Raw genomic sequence first — 13,394 nt, forward strand, 5'->3', positions numbered from 1 at the left:
GCGGTACATGCCCAGGTAGCTCAGTTGGTAGAGCATGCGACTGAAAATCGCAGTGTCGGCGGTTCGATCCCGTCCCTGGGCACCATCAAATCAATAACTTAGCGGTAGAAAGATCAGCGGGCGAACCCGCTGATGTAATTTTTGCTGTAATCGCCCCACTCGTTAAGGCTGGCCTTACGATTCGAGTGCGGTCATCGCATTATCGATGTGGACCCCGTCTACGTGAGAGTAGCGCAGCACCATCGACAACGTCTTATGTCCGCTGACTCGCTGAACGGTAGGCAGATCAACGCCCGCTTTAACCAGCCGAGTGATAGCCGTATGCCGCAGGACGTGTGGGGTAACCGTGGCGGGGTCGAGTTCAGCCCGGACAACTGACCGCTGAAATGCTTTACGGAAGGTGTGCCGGTAACCAGTGGAACTGCCTGCACCACCTTTGAAAAGGTAACCGGTAGCTTCTCCCCGCATCGACCTGATCCGAGAAAGCTCACAAGCTAACTCGGTTGTAATAGGCTGCTCTCGCTGCCCCGCCTTTGCCTGTGGAATGAAGAACCGCTTACGATGTAGATCAAGGTTTTCCCATCGTAGGCGGCGAGCTTCCCCATGCCGCATAGCCGTATGTAACCCTACCATGACGAACAAGCCTACGTCCGGGTCGGGATCGTTATATGCGGCCTGAACCAGCGCAGTAGCTTCGGCTTGGTTCAGAACGACACGACGGCCATTATCTTCCGATAGTCGAGGGATGAAAGGAATAGCGTCTTTCCCAATCCAGCCCCACTTATTAGCCGACCTAAATAGATGCGATAGGGTTGCCAACTCCCTGTTGATAGTAGAGTCCTTCGCTCCTTCCGCACGCCGTGCAGCTACAAACTCGTTGATCGCTGTTACCGGAACCGCAGAGAACCGGTACTCTCCCAACTGAGGTACAAGGCGGGCCGTTAGGTGTTGCCTTTTACGGTCGACGCCTTCGCCTACTCCGCGCTCAAGATGCTCGATATAGCGAACGGCTTCCTCCTTGAATTTAGGAGCCGTCTTCCTTCCTTTAGGTAGGTCTAATCGATCTTCCCGAGCGCGTGTGCGAAGTACCTCTAGCGCAGCCTCGCACTGCTGCCGCGTCACCCCGGCGCTTGCCATACCCATAGCGCGGCTAATCCGCTTGCCATCCACCATCGCGGCAATGACGTAGCGAAGATCACCGGACTTCGTGCGCTGCACCTTGATGCCATGCTCTTCAATAGCCTGACCCGGTAGAAGCGCTTTGAGAGCAGCGGGGGTAAGCTTTACGAACCTACTAGCCATATTAAGTCTCGTAATAAGTGACTGTATCTAGTCTATGGTGAATACATGCGAAGTAGTGACACAAAGAATCGGGAGTTGCCGGAGCCTCCGCCTCGCTTTATCTCCACTTCACAGCCAGCCGATATCCGACTCGCTGCTTAAGGAGACATAGTTTGATTGATAGAGTCAACGTCCGAGTCATGCCCGATGGCCGCTTGGACCGACACAATGCCGCACTCTACTTGGGCGTGGCGACGAAGACCCTCGCTAACTATCGGTCACGGGGCGTCGGGCCGCGCTGTGTCCGCGTAGGAGGCAAAGCCTTCTATTACCTAGCCGACTTAGAGGCGTTCGTAGCGCAAGGCATGGCAGCGTCACCGACGATGTTCACGCACTTGCAGACCCTGCCCTGCCCACACCCTTGAAGCGATCTCGTCGTTGCAATCGCCCATATTGCCGTTGTGAGCTTCACGCTTTCTCGCGCGTAAATGACTGCCAAGTTCCCGCCAGACGACCTTGGAAGCGCGCTCAAGGTCTGCTGCTCGCCGTTGAAGTGCAACCGTCGGTTTAGAGAGCCGGTCGATTAACTCCAAGCCTCCGCCAATTTAAGCAAATACATTAACATAGCATATAGTCAGGTTAACTTCTTAGTCATGCCATCAAATACAATTATCAAAGCTGCCGCACCTATCGACCTTTTCGATTCACCCACGGCACGTAAACCGCGCCTCGCGTTTAAGGCGCGTCCACCACAAGAGTTATTAAATCGACCCACTGTCTCTATGACTTTGCGATCACACTCGAAGTCGATCGAAGCTAAGGCTGCCAGCACTTCTTTGCTGCGCCTGATTCACAAACCAATAGGACGCCGCAAGAAGGCTTCTAAGGAGTACCAAGCTGCTATTGATACGATTGTAGCGGACGTACTCAAAGGTGCCTCGTACACGCCTATTCGGCCTTGTATCAGACGCATGGCCGCAAAGGACTTCACTGGCGCACCTATGTGCCGTGATGTTTTTGAGCGCGCGCTAACCGATCTTGCCACCTACGACTTTGTTGAAGTCTACAAGGGTGATCGAGCCTTTCGTGATCGCGAGGGATTCATCACGCGCATCCTGCCCTTGCCGCGTTTGACCGACCTTTGCGCAACGTTCGGGGTCATCGCCTCTGAACACCGCCGTCATTTCACCTACTGTCATAAGGCCGATTGCACGCCGCCTATCCAGCTACGCGCGGCTACAGTGCGCAGCGCCAAGTGGAAGGCCAGAGGAAAGCTTCTACCAGTCGATTACGAAGACCCACGCGTGAAGCACGAAGCTGCACGGGTGCGTGCGCTCAACGCTTTCATCAGAGCGCACGTTGTTACCGGCCCGGTAGAGGCGCAACTGGATGAAATCGCTTTGTATCGCGGCTTCAACCAAGGCGATCAGCCCGGCCACGACTATCGACTAGGTGGCCGCATCTATGCGGATGGGGGCAGCTATCAGCAGCTTTCGTCATTGGAGCGGAGTCGAATTCGCTTCAACGGAGAACCGGTTGCAGAAGTTGATATCTCTGCGTGCTTTCTCACAATTGCCTACGCCCTTACGGGAACGCCGCTACCCTCAACGGGTGATCCCTACAGCGGACCGAAACTTGAACGAGCCGTGGTTAAAGCATGGGTCAACATGACCTTGAGTCACACTCGTTTTCACAAACGATGGCCGACGGAAGTAGTAGAAGATTTGGCACAACGTGGCTTTCCTAATTTGCGCAAAACTCATCCCATTAAGCGTGTTGAGAACGAAATTAGAGCAAAGCTTCCGGTCATGGCAAATTGGCCAGCCGTTCCTATTAGCTGGCCGGAGCTTTTCTACGAGGAAAGTGAGATAATGATGGATGCTATGGAAAGGCTTATGTCACTTGGTATTATCGGCCTTCCCGTTCACGACTCGCTTCTTATTCCTCCTTCTAAGATGAAAGAAGGTATCAAAGCTATTCAAGATGCCTTCTATAACCGGCTTGGAATAATGCCTAAGGTTGAAGCTAAAGGTACTAGTTGAAGTCTCTCCATATACATTAAAAAATTCGTCCTATTAACACCCACACCCACCCTTCACCATACTAGTAGGAGATTGGAAGAGTGTGTTGATGCACAGGTGAAGGCACAGTCTTCTATTACACAAAGAGGCATAGAAGCCCGGTAGCGGGCATGAAGGCGCCAGAGGTAAGGTAAACTACTTAAGGCGCCCTTTCCCCTTGTGCGCGGCCTGTAGCGCCAAATTGGTGAGAATAACCGGACCCTTTTCCGAACAGCTTACTATTACTAGATGTTGTAGAGGCGTCGAGGGCAAGACGGTGGTTTACGTAAACTCAAGCGCGATAAAGCGGGCAGAGTATGATCAGGTTAGCCGACGAATGACGCTGTGGTTTCCACAAGGACATAGCTACACGTTCTGTGGCGTTCCTGCGCACGTGTACGAGGGCTTGCTAACCGCACCGTCCAAGGGTTCTTACTACAACGCTTATATTCGCGACCGCTACCAGTGCTAAGGCTCGCAACCGGCATTCCCGCATAGGCTATGCTGATTTAAGACGCTTACAGCCTCATACAGATCATATAGGCACATGAGGTAGGTAGGCCTACTTAAAGCGCCTTTTTGCCTTCTATGCCGCTCTACGGGCAAATTACAGCATCTACCGCCTACAAGCGCTCTAACGGTAGCCGTAGCTGATCGCGATCTACCTGCTCCATTGGACGGACAGCCTCGCATAACGATCGCGCCAATTCATGCGCCGCTTGTTCACGGATACGCTGAACCGGAGCAGTAATGCCGACACGCACCCAACCGGGTGCGGTCAAGATGGCCGAGGCGAGCGTAGCAGGGTCTAGGCGTTCCATGCAGGGATGAGAACATAGCAGGAACGGTTCGGCAAGAGTTGTGATTGATCGAGCGTTCATCACCGCACGTTGCAGACGTGCGCTAAGGATCGCATCACGACGCACCATGACAGCGCCACGATTCGGATCAGCGGATGAGCATGTGACGGTGCAAGCGCTAAGGTGGCCTTTTGCCCTTGGAGCGACGTTTCTAGGAGCGATCATATTGCTACCCGTCATTGTCGCTTTAAGCGTACCAAGCTCGCCTAAGTTGGACAGCGGTGATATCTTTGCCTTGTCGGCAATCTTCGCGCCGCTAACAGTCGCATGGCTTGTTCTGTTCGTCGTGCCGGCCATCCGGCCGCGCCGGCTAATATTTACGACAAGCGCGGTCACCCTTGACACCTTTTGGCGTAGGCAACAGTGGTCTTGGGAGTTCGTCGAGGGGATGTGGCCTTTCGGTGGATATAAACCCCAAATTGTTATCGTCGTAGGTAACAGTCGTAAGCGCATCTTTCTTGAAGCCTATTGGCCTGGCGACACTAAGATCTTAGAACGAACCCTTTCAGACTTTAAAGATAGACTTAAACAAGCAGAGATATGATTTTTGTCGCGTTATATCACGCCGGTGGAAAGACTGCCGCACCCTAACTTGCGGCATCTGGACAGGTACGCTGCACCAGCCCACCGTCATCCCATTTTGCCTTGTAGATCGCTTGCCCGTGTTGAAGTTGCCAACACGATAGGTCACCCTTATCACTCGACAACGTAGCTAGCGTTCGGCCGTAATGGTCTTTGCCAACACGGTGTATGTGGATGGCCCCAACAAGCGCATCTTCAAGCGATTGCGTGGATGTGTAAGGATCGCCGGGCGCGCAGCGGCGTCCTATGCGACAGTGACCGGGTAGCTCGGGCGTATCTATGCCAAGCAGTCTTATACGCTCTCCGCTGCACCTAACCGTGTCGCCATCAGTCACAGTGCAGTTGGCAACGACGTTCGTGGTTGCGGATGCGGGGGATAGCGTAAGAGGAATAGACGCACCGCCAACAATCCAGCCTAGCCACGCAGCAAGACCGAGAACGGAAAGGACGTTGGCCGCGCGCCGCATCGACGCCCGACGCCGCTTAGTGCGGTAACGCTTGCCGAGTTGGATCGGCACAGCACGGAAAGGCTTACGATAGGTCAAGGGGCCGACCTACGGTTTGCGGGTAAATGGGTTGTTACGGCCGCGAACAGTCAGCCCTAGCGTCGTAATCGTAAGCCGCTAATCTTTCGTGCATGAAGCTTCGATCAAGCTCGCAAGCTACGCTCTTACGAGCGCTACTAACGGTCACACTGATCCCGCTCGGGGCTATGGCAGCATTCTTCACTGTCTACGCCATCCTCTACCCCGCGTTCTGGTGGAGCGAGGTATCGTTCGCGGGTAAGGTGTTTGAAGCTGGTATTCTGCTGATGGCCGTGACGACAGCATTGCTGATCCGCCGACGCGAGTATGTAGAGCGCCACCCTAAAGCAGCTACTGCCGTCTTTACGGTTGGCTTGCTCGCCGCAGCCTACGTGTTTGCATCATCGTTCGAGGCGCTTGGAAGCTTTTAGGGCGAACGCCGCAGGTTGCCAGCATTTGAGAAAGCGCTATCGTGTGGTGAATGGAGGACGTTTCTTTCCCCATATCCAGCGCGCTTTTCTTGGCGTCGATAGTCATCGATCATAAACCTTTGGCGTCCCGACGAGCCAAAGTCGCAAGTATAATTATGTCTCTTGCGGCTTGCGCGATATTGTTTATCTCCATCCCTCTTCCAATCAGCCGCGAAGTCGTAAAGGCTATCTTAGCGGTAATTATAATTGGATGGTTGGGGCTAATAATATCCGCGATCCCGACAGTCCTTCGGACGGCTAAAGCAAGCGCCCGCGAGTAGCTTTTTAATGGCTTCATTATGGCAAGAGTTTGTAGATACGGTAGACGCAAAAATCAGCGTAGATGACGGTATGTTCTACAGTGATCTACGCGCACTAATGATTTGGCCGCTGTTACCGTTCTTTATTGCAACACCCTTCGTCGCCGGGAACGAGCTTATAGGATGGTCTATGGTTGCCGGCATGGTACTGGTCGAAGTACCTTGGGTCATCTTTCTATTCAAACGCCGTGCTGCAAAGAAACGTAGCTGGATTGAGCCTACGCGGTTCTCTGACGAAAATAATGGCTATTAGGCTATCTACCTAGCCGAACTCTTGGATCGCGTGCGCGAGCTTCTACTAGCGAAATAAAGCATCTCGCTTGTAGAGATAACAAGTGAAAAACTCGAATGAGAGTTACAAGACTTCTGTTAAGCCGGAAGACGGGTTATAGATGAAATCCTTGAAGTGATACCATCCTTTAGCCAATAGTAACTGCTTTTCGGACCTTTGATAATAGACCGACATTCAGTGCCATACTCGGTATAGGTACATACCAGATTGCCTTTTATATCATAACGTCCTCTTGCAGTAGCGCCCCACTCACCTGTGGACATACCGTACTCGCCCGTGGGTCGAAAATGCTCCGCATAGCCCATTTGAGCGCCGCCCATTGCGATACTTGACCCAACAACCAAAGATTGAAGCTCACGGCCGGCGAGTTGCTTCCCCGCTATCGAAGAACCTCCCTTGGCGAGCGAGGGACTAGAAGCGCAGAGTACGCCCGCTGCTACGACTAATCTAATTAGCCTATCCATCGGTAACCTTCCCCGCGTATGATCGCACCCATTTGAACCGCCAGAGTATCAGGCATGACCAAAGTAGACGACAACCTAACTCTCGCACATGGCATTGCCTTGGCTTGGCTTTCCAACCCGAACACCCGCGCCAGTGCCGATGCTGTGCAAGCCTTCCTAGCTGACACCTACGCTGCCGTTAGTAAGCTGGACGTTGGCGACGCTGCCGCCGCTAGTGACGTAGAAGAAAGCAGCGCTAGTGAATACGCGCCCGCCGTGTCGGTGCGGAAGTCGCTCGGGAACGGCGACTATCTAATCAGCCTCATCACGGGCGAGCAGTTTAAGACCCTTACCCGCCACCTTAACAAGCACGGGCTTACCCCGGATGAGTACCGGGCGAGGTACGGCTTGAAGTCGTCGTACCCAATGACAGCCCCGAATTATAGTAAGGCCCGTAGCGATATGGCTAAGGAACGCGGCTTAGGGCGCAAGCCGGGTACTGTCGTGGCACAGGCAGCGGAAGCCGTAGCGGAGCCGGTGAAGGCAGTTGCTAAGCGCGCTCGCAAGAGCATTGCCGATGCTAAGCGCGCTGCTCAAGAACACCTAGGCGGATGAAGACGGTGGAACCGCCTACTCCGATATAAAGTCATTAGTCCTGCCGATTATGTTGGCGTCAACCTGCTGAAACCCAGCACCTTTGAACATGCAGCGATATTCCGAGTGGATGACGCCACCTAAGGGACTACGCTGTTGTCCATTGATACGGACGTAACCATGGTTCCTTACGTCTTTAAGCGCTTCTTTTAAATCGTAGCTCGGGAAGTAAGCGCCGCTGCCCGCTTTCTGCTCACAAAGCGCCATTTCAGAAGCGAACTGCGCTTCCGTAAGGGTAGAAGCTGGTTTTGCCCACTTAGACGATTGTTGGCGCTCAAAGGTAGCTTGTTCCGCATCCCGTCTGCTAAATTCCGCTAGTTCAGACTTTGTGGGCGGTTCTGGCTTGGACGACCCCGAACAATGGTCCAGCATCATCAATGGTATCGCGAGAACGGCACCCATCAATACCGCCGTGCAGCCTAGCCCGACGCATGAGTCATTTTTTGACTTGTCCATATGCCCCCGCTCAAGTTTCAGAGGCGCACCGGCGAAGAGCCGGGTGTTGGAATCCCGATACGCTGCATCAGGCCCGTCGCTTTTGGGGCGAGCCTTGGACAGCACGACGGCACCCGGCCGAGAAACTCGACCGAGCAGCGTAACAAAGAGGATTCCACGCCCCGCCTTCCCGATTTTGCGGGACGGCGGAGCTATAGTGGCGAACTACGAAGCCGAGAGCAACGGGCTACGAACGACCTTCCCTCCTAAAAGCGAGGAAGCCGCTAGGTAGCTATAGACCCAGGTGTGAGCCTTCGATTCCCTGCGGGCTTGGCTGGAAAGGCAAAGGAATCATGGTTCCCGTATCTACCTAGGACTTCCCATCTGTTCCCAACATAAAGGAAGGCTGATCTAACGCTTCCTCATCTTCGCTCTAGGCCGCACAATACCGTTTGACCGTAGCAGCCGAGAGGTTGAAGTGACGGGCAGTCACAGCGATGCTCGCCGCGTTATCTTTACGCCACGCTAGGACCGCAGCCGGATCGTTCGCCATCGGCCTACCGAGGCTCACCTTACCGCGATGAGTTTTGCCTGTAGCGGCTAAGGAAGCTCTAGCAGCGGCTCTACCAGCGTCACAGCGCTCCTTGATGCGTTGACGCTCCATATCCGCCACCTGTGCAAGTACCGCGACGATAAGCTCGCCTACGCCCTTACCGATGGGGCCTAGCCCGAGAACGTCGACAGTCACGCCCTTGGCGATCAGCTTGCGGATGGTAGCTTGCACGTCGATGGCGTCGCGCCCGAGCCGATCGATAGCGTAGATCGCGATGCAGTCACCTTCACGCACGTAGGACAGCAACGCAGCAAAGCCGGGGCGATCAGCCGCAAGGGTGGCACCGGACACGCCTTCGTCCACAAACTCTTTATCTGCCACGCCGAGCGCCTTACGCTGCGCTTCTACGCTTTGGTCGCCGGTCGAACAGCGAAGGTAGAGAATGCGGGTCATGGTAGCTCCGAGTCGCTCAAAAGTCCTGCCGTCCTTTTGTGCCTAGCTCATTGGAGAGTCTAGTACCTTCTTAGCCGAGCTACTAAGCAGTTCGCTGCATGGCTCAAAGCTTACAAGTTCCAAGCGGGAGTCGGCATCATCAAGGTCAAATTTGCTAACGTTTAAACTTCGGAGGCTAGCAAATTCAAACCTGATGGCTAAGCTGTTCCACGAAGGATAGTCTCATGAACAGCGATAATCCCATGTGGAAAAATAGCGTCACACTCCGTAAACAACTCGATGAGTGGACGGACGACAACATCGCCAGCCTAGCTAGCCTTTATAATGTTAGCTTGATATTCGGCGGACTGTTGTGGTCGGACGACGTGAATACGCTTAATGAAATAGCCGACTGCATTTCGTTAACACCGTACGCCGAGGGCGTTTGGCAATCCTGCCCTATAGACGTAACCGCGTCTCCATATTTGGCGAAGCTGGCTTTCTTCCAATCCTTTTACCACACTGACCTGTTCGTCGATGTAATTGCAACCGACTTCAAAAGGATAAGAGAGATAGTCGATGCGTCAATTAAAGGTAAGATTGCGCGTTCGCCTAGCCGCTTTGGCAGATCGTTATACGATCGGTATAACTCTATGTTTGACATGTTGCGCGCCGACCATCTTTCAGTCTCCGATACTGAGAGACTACTGAATAGCACTGATCAAGGCGTATATCAGTATGGCAACGATGTTCTTGGACCACTCGGTCTGCTCAACTCACCGGAAACCCGCAACTTTCGAGCGAGTAGAAGCTTGCCATTATGGCATTGCGATAACGTCGGGTGCAACCATTTACACGATGTAAGTTTGTCTGATCATCAGGGACAACTTCGACAAGTTATAAACCAAATAGACTCGTACTGTGACCGAGTGATGGGTCCACCGTCCCATTGGTCAGCAGCGATTAGTATGAAATCTGACGAGTACATAGATGACGACTATGGTGATCTTTTTATCATAATTCAGGAACAGTTTAGCAAGGAAGAAAGGATTGCCCTTCTATCCGAGCTGCTTGATCGTCCAGATCCAAAGGAGTTGCTTTGGCCAATAATAAAGTCATCCTTTAAAAAGACAGAGTACCAAAAGCCACGATCTGATTTCCTAGCGGCAATCTCATCTGAACATATCAATCACTTGATATTGGTAAACGACAACATCGATTTGATATTCTCGATCGACTCGCTGATAAAGATCGACGCTATAATTGTCCCGTCGACAGAAGTACGCCGCGCAAGGACTAATCATAGCTCACTCTCCTCGCGATGCGAGATATCGTCATTGGGAATCAGGTCGGCAGGAATCAATCCTATAATAAAAACAGCTCAAATAGTTTGGGAAGCGTATGACGAAAATGGATCGCTTTCGGAGTTATCTTGGCGGGCCCTTAAAGCGGCAGGCCCTGCTACGCCTGGGACAGTTTTGCAGTATTTAAACGCAAAAAGCCCGAAGGAAGCAATTAGCGATTTAGTGCTTTGTAGCAGCGAGATTTCTCAATATATAATGAACAGTTTGATTATCGAGCTGTACGATGATGAGACGAATGATGCACTTTCCGACCGCATCCTATGGAAACTCGGCTTTGATGTTCCTCGGTATGGTAGGGAACACTCGAACCTACTACGAAACTTGGATTTGTTTCGAGACGTTCTAATCGAACAGTCGGGGCCGCTTGACGAAATTGCGCGAGAAAAAATCCGTTCGTCCGGTGTTAACTTGTTTGTCCATCTCGAAAACTTTTTGGAAAACCTGATTTCGTATAATGTATGGTTATTCAGTAACGATCACTACAACGACAGCTTTATTTATAAGTATCGACTAGCGCTGGAATGCGTCCCAAAGGTAATCGGACCGATCGGAGACACTTCTTGGAATCCACTAGGCGGTAACACCCTCGGTGTGTTGCTGTCTTATTTATCGGCATCGCTAACTTGGATGGAAGGATTATTGAAATCCGACCCCCTTGCGATCAAACGGCCAGATGAGGACTATCCCCACTACTCTCATGCCGACGACAAGTTATTCCCGTTTCATTATACCGAGTTCTGGGGTAACAGTGATAAGACAGAGTTGGCACGGTATATCGATGCATACAAAGATGCCACAAACTCGTTTCTTCGATCCGGCCTAGCCGCGGTTCGAAACGGTATAGATCACTATCGGGCACCCGAGCGTTTTCCAACTGTCGAATCGATGTTGCTATGTGAGATGAAACTGCGACAAGCTGTGTTTTCCACGGACGTGAAAGGCATTTATCCGAAAACTTGGTGGATGAATAACCGCTTATACGACTCTAATGGTCGATACGAAGAGACCTTGTTCGATCAGTCCGGCAAAATAACGAAATTGTCGTACCCAACTGTGCTTAAGGGAATAAGAGAGATCACTTTTGGGGAAGCAGCTATTATCCCACACGGAAATCTAATTGGCCAGTCAAACTCATCGATAGTATTTGTGGTTAGGGAGGAAAGTCACGCGTCAAAGATGTGGGATAACTACCCAGCTCGTAAAGGCCCAGAACCAAAGTTCGATCCACAGGAAAGCGGAGACACAGCAGCGGCAAAGTCCGAAAAGTAACGCGTGCCTTTGCCCTGTCGTAAATGGTTTAGTATAGATTTAATTTAACTCACAGTGCAGCTAGGGAATGACCTGCGTCTTCTCCGCGATTTGTATGAGCGAGTAAGGTGAATGGCGGGTGTGTGGGGCTGCGAAATAGTCAGTCCTCAGCGACTAAACCAAGTCATTCGATTACTGCCGCTCCGTGATGGAGAATCAGCTTCCGATTGCGGCGGCGCGCCCACAAAACGGGAACGTTCGTGGCCCACGCTTTTGTGCAACCGGAAAAGTTTGTGTGCGATTCTACTGTGAGACAATTTCGCTCTATCACCAACTAAATCATTGGTTTTCGAAGATTGGTAACCCTTACGGGATGGGTGCATAGCAGCAGCTCGCTATGGAGATTACAGCGCCGCTCGCCTACGTCACACGTCCTGCTTCGCCGACTCAAGTACAGCAATTCAACGTTGCAATTCACCGGGGTAAACAGTGCTGTAATTTCGCTGTAATCGATGCGGGAAAACAGCGGAAAATGCGGTTACATGGGGGCATACACCAAAACGTCAGGGTGGGCTAAGTCGTTGGTTTAGGGTGGTAACCGGATGGTTCGGGAACGATCCGCATCAAGACTGAAAATCGCAGTGTCGGCGGTTCGATCCCGTCCCTGGGCACCATCAAATTATCAACCTTCGTCGTGCCGCGCCAACATACGCGCCCGGACCTCCTCACACACGTAACAGCCCGGTCAGCGGCCGTTCCGCCGTCGCCTGCGCGAACAGGCCGCGCCTGACCCGCTCGGGATCGAGCGCCAGGCTCTCCGCGACAGCGCCGGCAATGATCGCGTCGAGCGCGCTGGTCGGCCGCAGGTCGCGCGCTTCGTAAAGGCGCCCGGCGGCCAGGCCCGGCCAGTCGGCGATGACGCGCCCCCCCTTCACGTTGCCGCCGACCAGCATCGCGACCGAACCGGTGCCGTGATCGGTGCCGCCGGTGCCGTTGACCGACGCGGTCCGGCCGAACTCGGTCGCGACGAGCACCGTCGTCATGCCCCAAGCCGCGCCCAGTCCGTCGCGCAGCGCCGCGACGAGTGCGTCCAGGTTGCGTAACTGCCCCGCGAGCCGGCCCTGCTGCGCGTTGTGCGTGTCCCAGCCGAGCGTTTCCAGCATCGCGATCCTGGGTCCGTTCGGCTTGGTGAGGAAGCTGGCGGTCAGCCGGCCGAGGCTGGCTGGGTCCTGCTTCGCGCCGAGATCGCCCGCCAGCCCCTTGGTCTCCAGCGCCGCCGCCCACGGCGCATGCAGTTGCAAGTCGGCATCGTACAGCGCGGTGACGCGCGTCATCAGGTCGTCCGCGGCGTGCGGCAGCGCGGAGGGCGCGTAGGAGGCGACCTGCACCGCGCCGCGCAGCGCGGTCGGCACCATCGGCGCGATCGCGATCGCTTCGTCCGCCGATCGCGGCAGCATCGCGACCAGCCGGTTCATCCACCCGTCACGCACCGCATAAGGCTGCGTGCCCCCGGTCTCGAGCACGTTCTGCCCGTCGAAGTGCGATCGGTCGCGGTACGGCGAGGCGACCGCGTGGACGAACAGCGCCTGCCCCCGCGCGTACATCGCGGCAATCTCGCTGAGCGCCGGGTGGAGCGTGAACATGCCGTCGAGCTTCACGCCCGCGCCGCCATCACCGATCAACGGCTCGCGCAAGCCGGCGAACGCCGGGTCACCGACGGGGCGCAGGATGTCGAGCCCGTCCGCCGCGCCGCGCTGGATGATGAACACGAAGCGGCGTTCGGTCGGCACGGTGGCGAGCGCGAGGCCGGGCGCGACGAACAGCGCGCCGGCGCCGAGTGTTGCGGTGGACAGGAATTGGCGGCGAGCGATCATGC

Annotated in this window: 12 protein-coding genes and 1 tRNA gene; 7 read left to right on the forward strand and 6 right to left on the reverse strand. The window is 54.1% G+C overall.

What is annotated here, in order from left to right; all coding sequences use genetic code 11:
• Positions 1–9: 9 nt before the first annotated feature.
• Positions 10–85 (forward strand) — tRNA-Phe (locus tag BMW51_RS07330).
• An 89-nt stretch (positions 86–174) separates the two neighbouring features.
• Here the strand turns inward: BMW51_RS07330 and BMW51_RS07335 are convergent.
• On the reverse strand, positions 175–1,302 hold the full coding sequence (locus BMW51_RS07335) for a tyrosine-type recombinase/integrase (RefSeq protein ID WP_093004863.1): 1,128 nt from the start codon (positions 1,300–1,302) through the stop codon (positions 175–177).
• Positions 1,303–2,252: 950 nt separating this feature from the next.
• On the opposite strand from BMW51_RS07335, the gene BMW51_RS15845 reads away from it, so the two are divergent.
• Positions 2,253–3,323: a hypothetical protein gene (locus BMW51_RS15845; RefSeq protein ID WP_143051826.1), complete on the forward strand. Its 1,071-nt coding sequence runs from the start codon at positions 2,253–2,255 to the stop codon at positions 3,321–3,323.
• Between the two features lie 295 nt (positions 3,324–3,618).
• On the forward strand, positions 3,619–3,813 hold the full coding sequence (locus BMW51_RS16425) for a KTSC domain-containing protein (protein ID WP_218139370.1): 195 nt from the start codon (positions 3,619–3,621) through the stop codon (positions 3,811–3,813).
• 151 nt (positions 3,814–3,964) lie between these two features.
• Here BMW51_RS16425 and BMW51_RS16400 read toward each other — a convergent pair whose 3' ends face one another.
• On the reverse strand, positions 3,965–4,654 hold the full coding sequence (locus BMW51_RS16400; protein ID WP_342723570.1) for a DUF6771 family protein: 690 nt from the start codon (positions 4,652–4,654) through the stop codon (positions 3,965–3,967).
• 134 nt (positions 4,655–4,788) lie between these two features.
• The gene (locus tag BMW51_RS07355; RefSeq protein ID WP_143051832.1) at positions 4,789–5,250 is read right to left on the reverse strand and encodes a thermonuclease family protein; all 462 of its coding nucleotides are present in this window, start codon (positions 5,248–5,250) and stop codon (positions 4,789–4,791) included.
• A 245-nt stretch (positions 5,251–5,495) separates the two neighbouring features.
• Between BMW51_RS07355 and BMW51_RS07360 the strand changes: the two genes are divergently transcribed.
• From BMW51_RS07360 to BMW51_RS07365, 3 genes are all read left to right on the forward strand, one after another.
• Positions 5,496–5,738: a hypothetical protein gene (locus BMW51_RS07360; protein WP_093004869.1), complete on the forward strand. Its 243-nt coding sequence runs from the start codon at positions 5,496–5,498 to the stop codon at positions 5,736–5,738.
• Positions 5,739–6,065: 327 nt separating this feature from the next.
• Positions 6,066–6,350, forward strand: a complete 285-nt coding sequence (locus BMW51_RS15850; protein ID WP_143051827.1) for a hypothetical protein — start codon at positions 6,066–6,068, stop codon at positions 6,348–6,350.
• A gap of 557 nt (positions 6,351–6,907) precedes the next feature.
• Positions 6,908–7,447: a Ros/MucR family transcriptional regulator gene (locus BMW51_RS07365; RefSeq protein ID WP_093004871.1), complete on the forward strand. Its 540-nt coding sequence runs from the start codon at positions 6,908–6,910 to the stop codon at positions 7,445–7,447.
• Between the two features lie 15 nt (positions 7,448–7,462).
• Here the strand turns inward: BMW51_RS07365 and BMW51_RS15855 are convergent, their stop codons facing one another.
• Both BMW51_RS15855 and BMW51_RS07370 read right to left on the reverse strand, forming a co-directional pair.
• Positions 7,463–7,888, reverse strand: a complete 426-nt coding sequence (locus BMW51_RS15855; RefSeq protein WP_143051828.1) for a hypothetical protein — start codon at positions 7,886–7,888, stop codon at positions 7,463–7,465.
• A gap of 466 nt (positions 7,889–8,354) precedes the next feature.
• The gene (locus BMW51_RS07370; RefSeq protein ID WP_093004873.1) at positions 8,355–8,927 is read right to left on the reverse strand and encodes a recombinase family protein; all 573 of its coding nucleotides are present in this window, start codon (positions 8,925–8,927) and stop codon (positions 8,355–8,357) included.
• A 224-nt stretch (positions 8,928–9,151) separates the two neighbouring features.
• Between BMW51_RS07370 and BMW51_RS15860 the strand changes: the two genes are divergently transcribed.
• Positions 9,152–11,539: a hypothetical protein gene (locus BMW51_RS15860; RefSeq protein ID WP_143051829.1), complete on the forward strand. Its 2,388-nt coding sequence runs from the start codon at positions 9,152–9,154 to the stop codon at positions 11,537–11,539.
• A gap of 704 nt (positions 11,540–12,243) precedes the next feature.
• On the opposite strand, the gene BMW51_RS07375 is transcribed toward BMW51_RS15860, so the two are convergent.
• Positions 12,244–13,392 (reverse strand): DUF1501 domain-containing protein, encoded by a 1,149-nt coding sequence (locus BMW51_RS07375; protein ID WP_093004875.1) that lies wholly within the window; start codon positions 13,390–13,392, stop codon positions 12,244–12,246.
• Positions 13,393–13,394 lie beyond the last annotated feature (2 nt).

The organism is Sphingomonas palmae (genome assembly GCF_900109565.1).
Classification (GTDB): Bacteria; Pseudomonadota; Alphaproteobacteria; order Sphingomonadales; family Sphingomonadaceae; genus Sphingomonas; species Sphingomonas palmae.

What these genes read in the sequence shown, in the direction of transcription:
- BMW51_RS07335 (WP_093004863.1), bottom strand. Translation starts at nt 1,302, where the DNA reads ATGGCTAGTAGGTTCGTAAAGCTTACCCCCGCTGCTCTCAAAGCGCTT.
- BMW51_RS15845 (WP_143051826.1), top strand. Translation starts at nt 2,253, where the DNA reads ATGGCCGCAAAGGACTTCACTGGCGCACCTATGTGCCGTGATGTTTTT.
- BMW51_RS16400 (WP_342723570.1), bottom strand. Translation starts at nt 4,654, where the DNA reads ATGCGCTTACGACTGTTACCTACGACGATAACAATTTGGGGTTTATAT.
- BMW51_RS07355 (WP_143051832.1), bottom strand. Translation starts at nt 5,250, where the DNA reads ATGCGGCGCGCGGCCAACGTCCTTTCCGTTCTCGGTCTTGCTGCGTGG.
- BMW51_RS07360 (WP_093004869.1), top strand. Translation starts at nt 5,496, where the DNA reads ATGGCAGCATTCTTCACTGTCTACGCCATCCTCTACCCCGCGTTCTGG.
- BMW51_RS15850 (WP_143051827.1), top strand. Translation starts at nt 6,066, where the DNA reads ATGGCTTCATTATGGCAAGAGTTTGTAGATACGGTAGACGCAAAAATC.
- BMW51_RS07365 (WP_093004871.1), top strand. Translation starts at nt 6,908, where the DNA reads ATGACCAAAGTAGACGACAACCTAACTCTCGCACATGGCATTGCCTTG.
- BMW51_RS15855 (WP_143051828.1), bottom strand. Translation starts at nt 7,888, where the DNA reads ATGGGTGCCGTTCTCGCGATACCATTGATGATGCTGGACCATTGTTCG.
- BMW51_RS07370 (WP_093004873.1), bottom strand. Translation starts at nt 8,927, where the DNA reads ATGACCCGCATTCTCTACCTTCGCTGTTCGACCGGCGACCAAAGCGTA.
- BMW51_RS15860 (WP_143051829.1), top strand. Translation starts at nt 9,152, where the DNA reads ATGAACAGCGATAATCCCATGTGGAAAAATAGCGTCACACTCCGTAAA.
- BMW51_RS07375 (WP_093004875.1), bottom strand. Translation starts at nt 13,392, where the DNA reads ATGATCGCTCGCCGCCAATTCCTGTCCACCGCAACACTCGGCGCCGGC.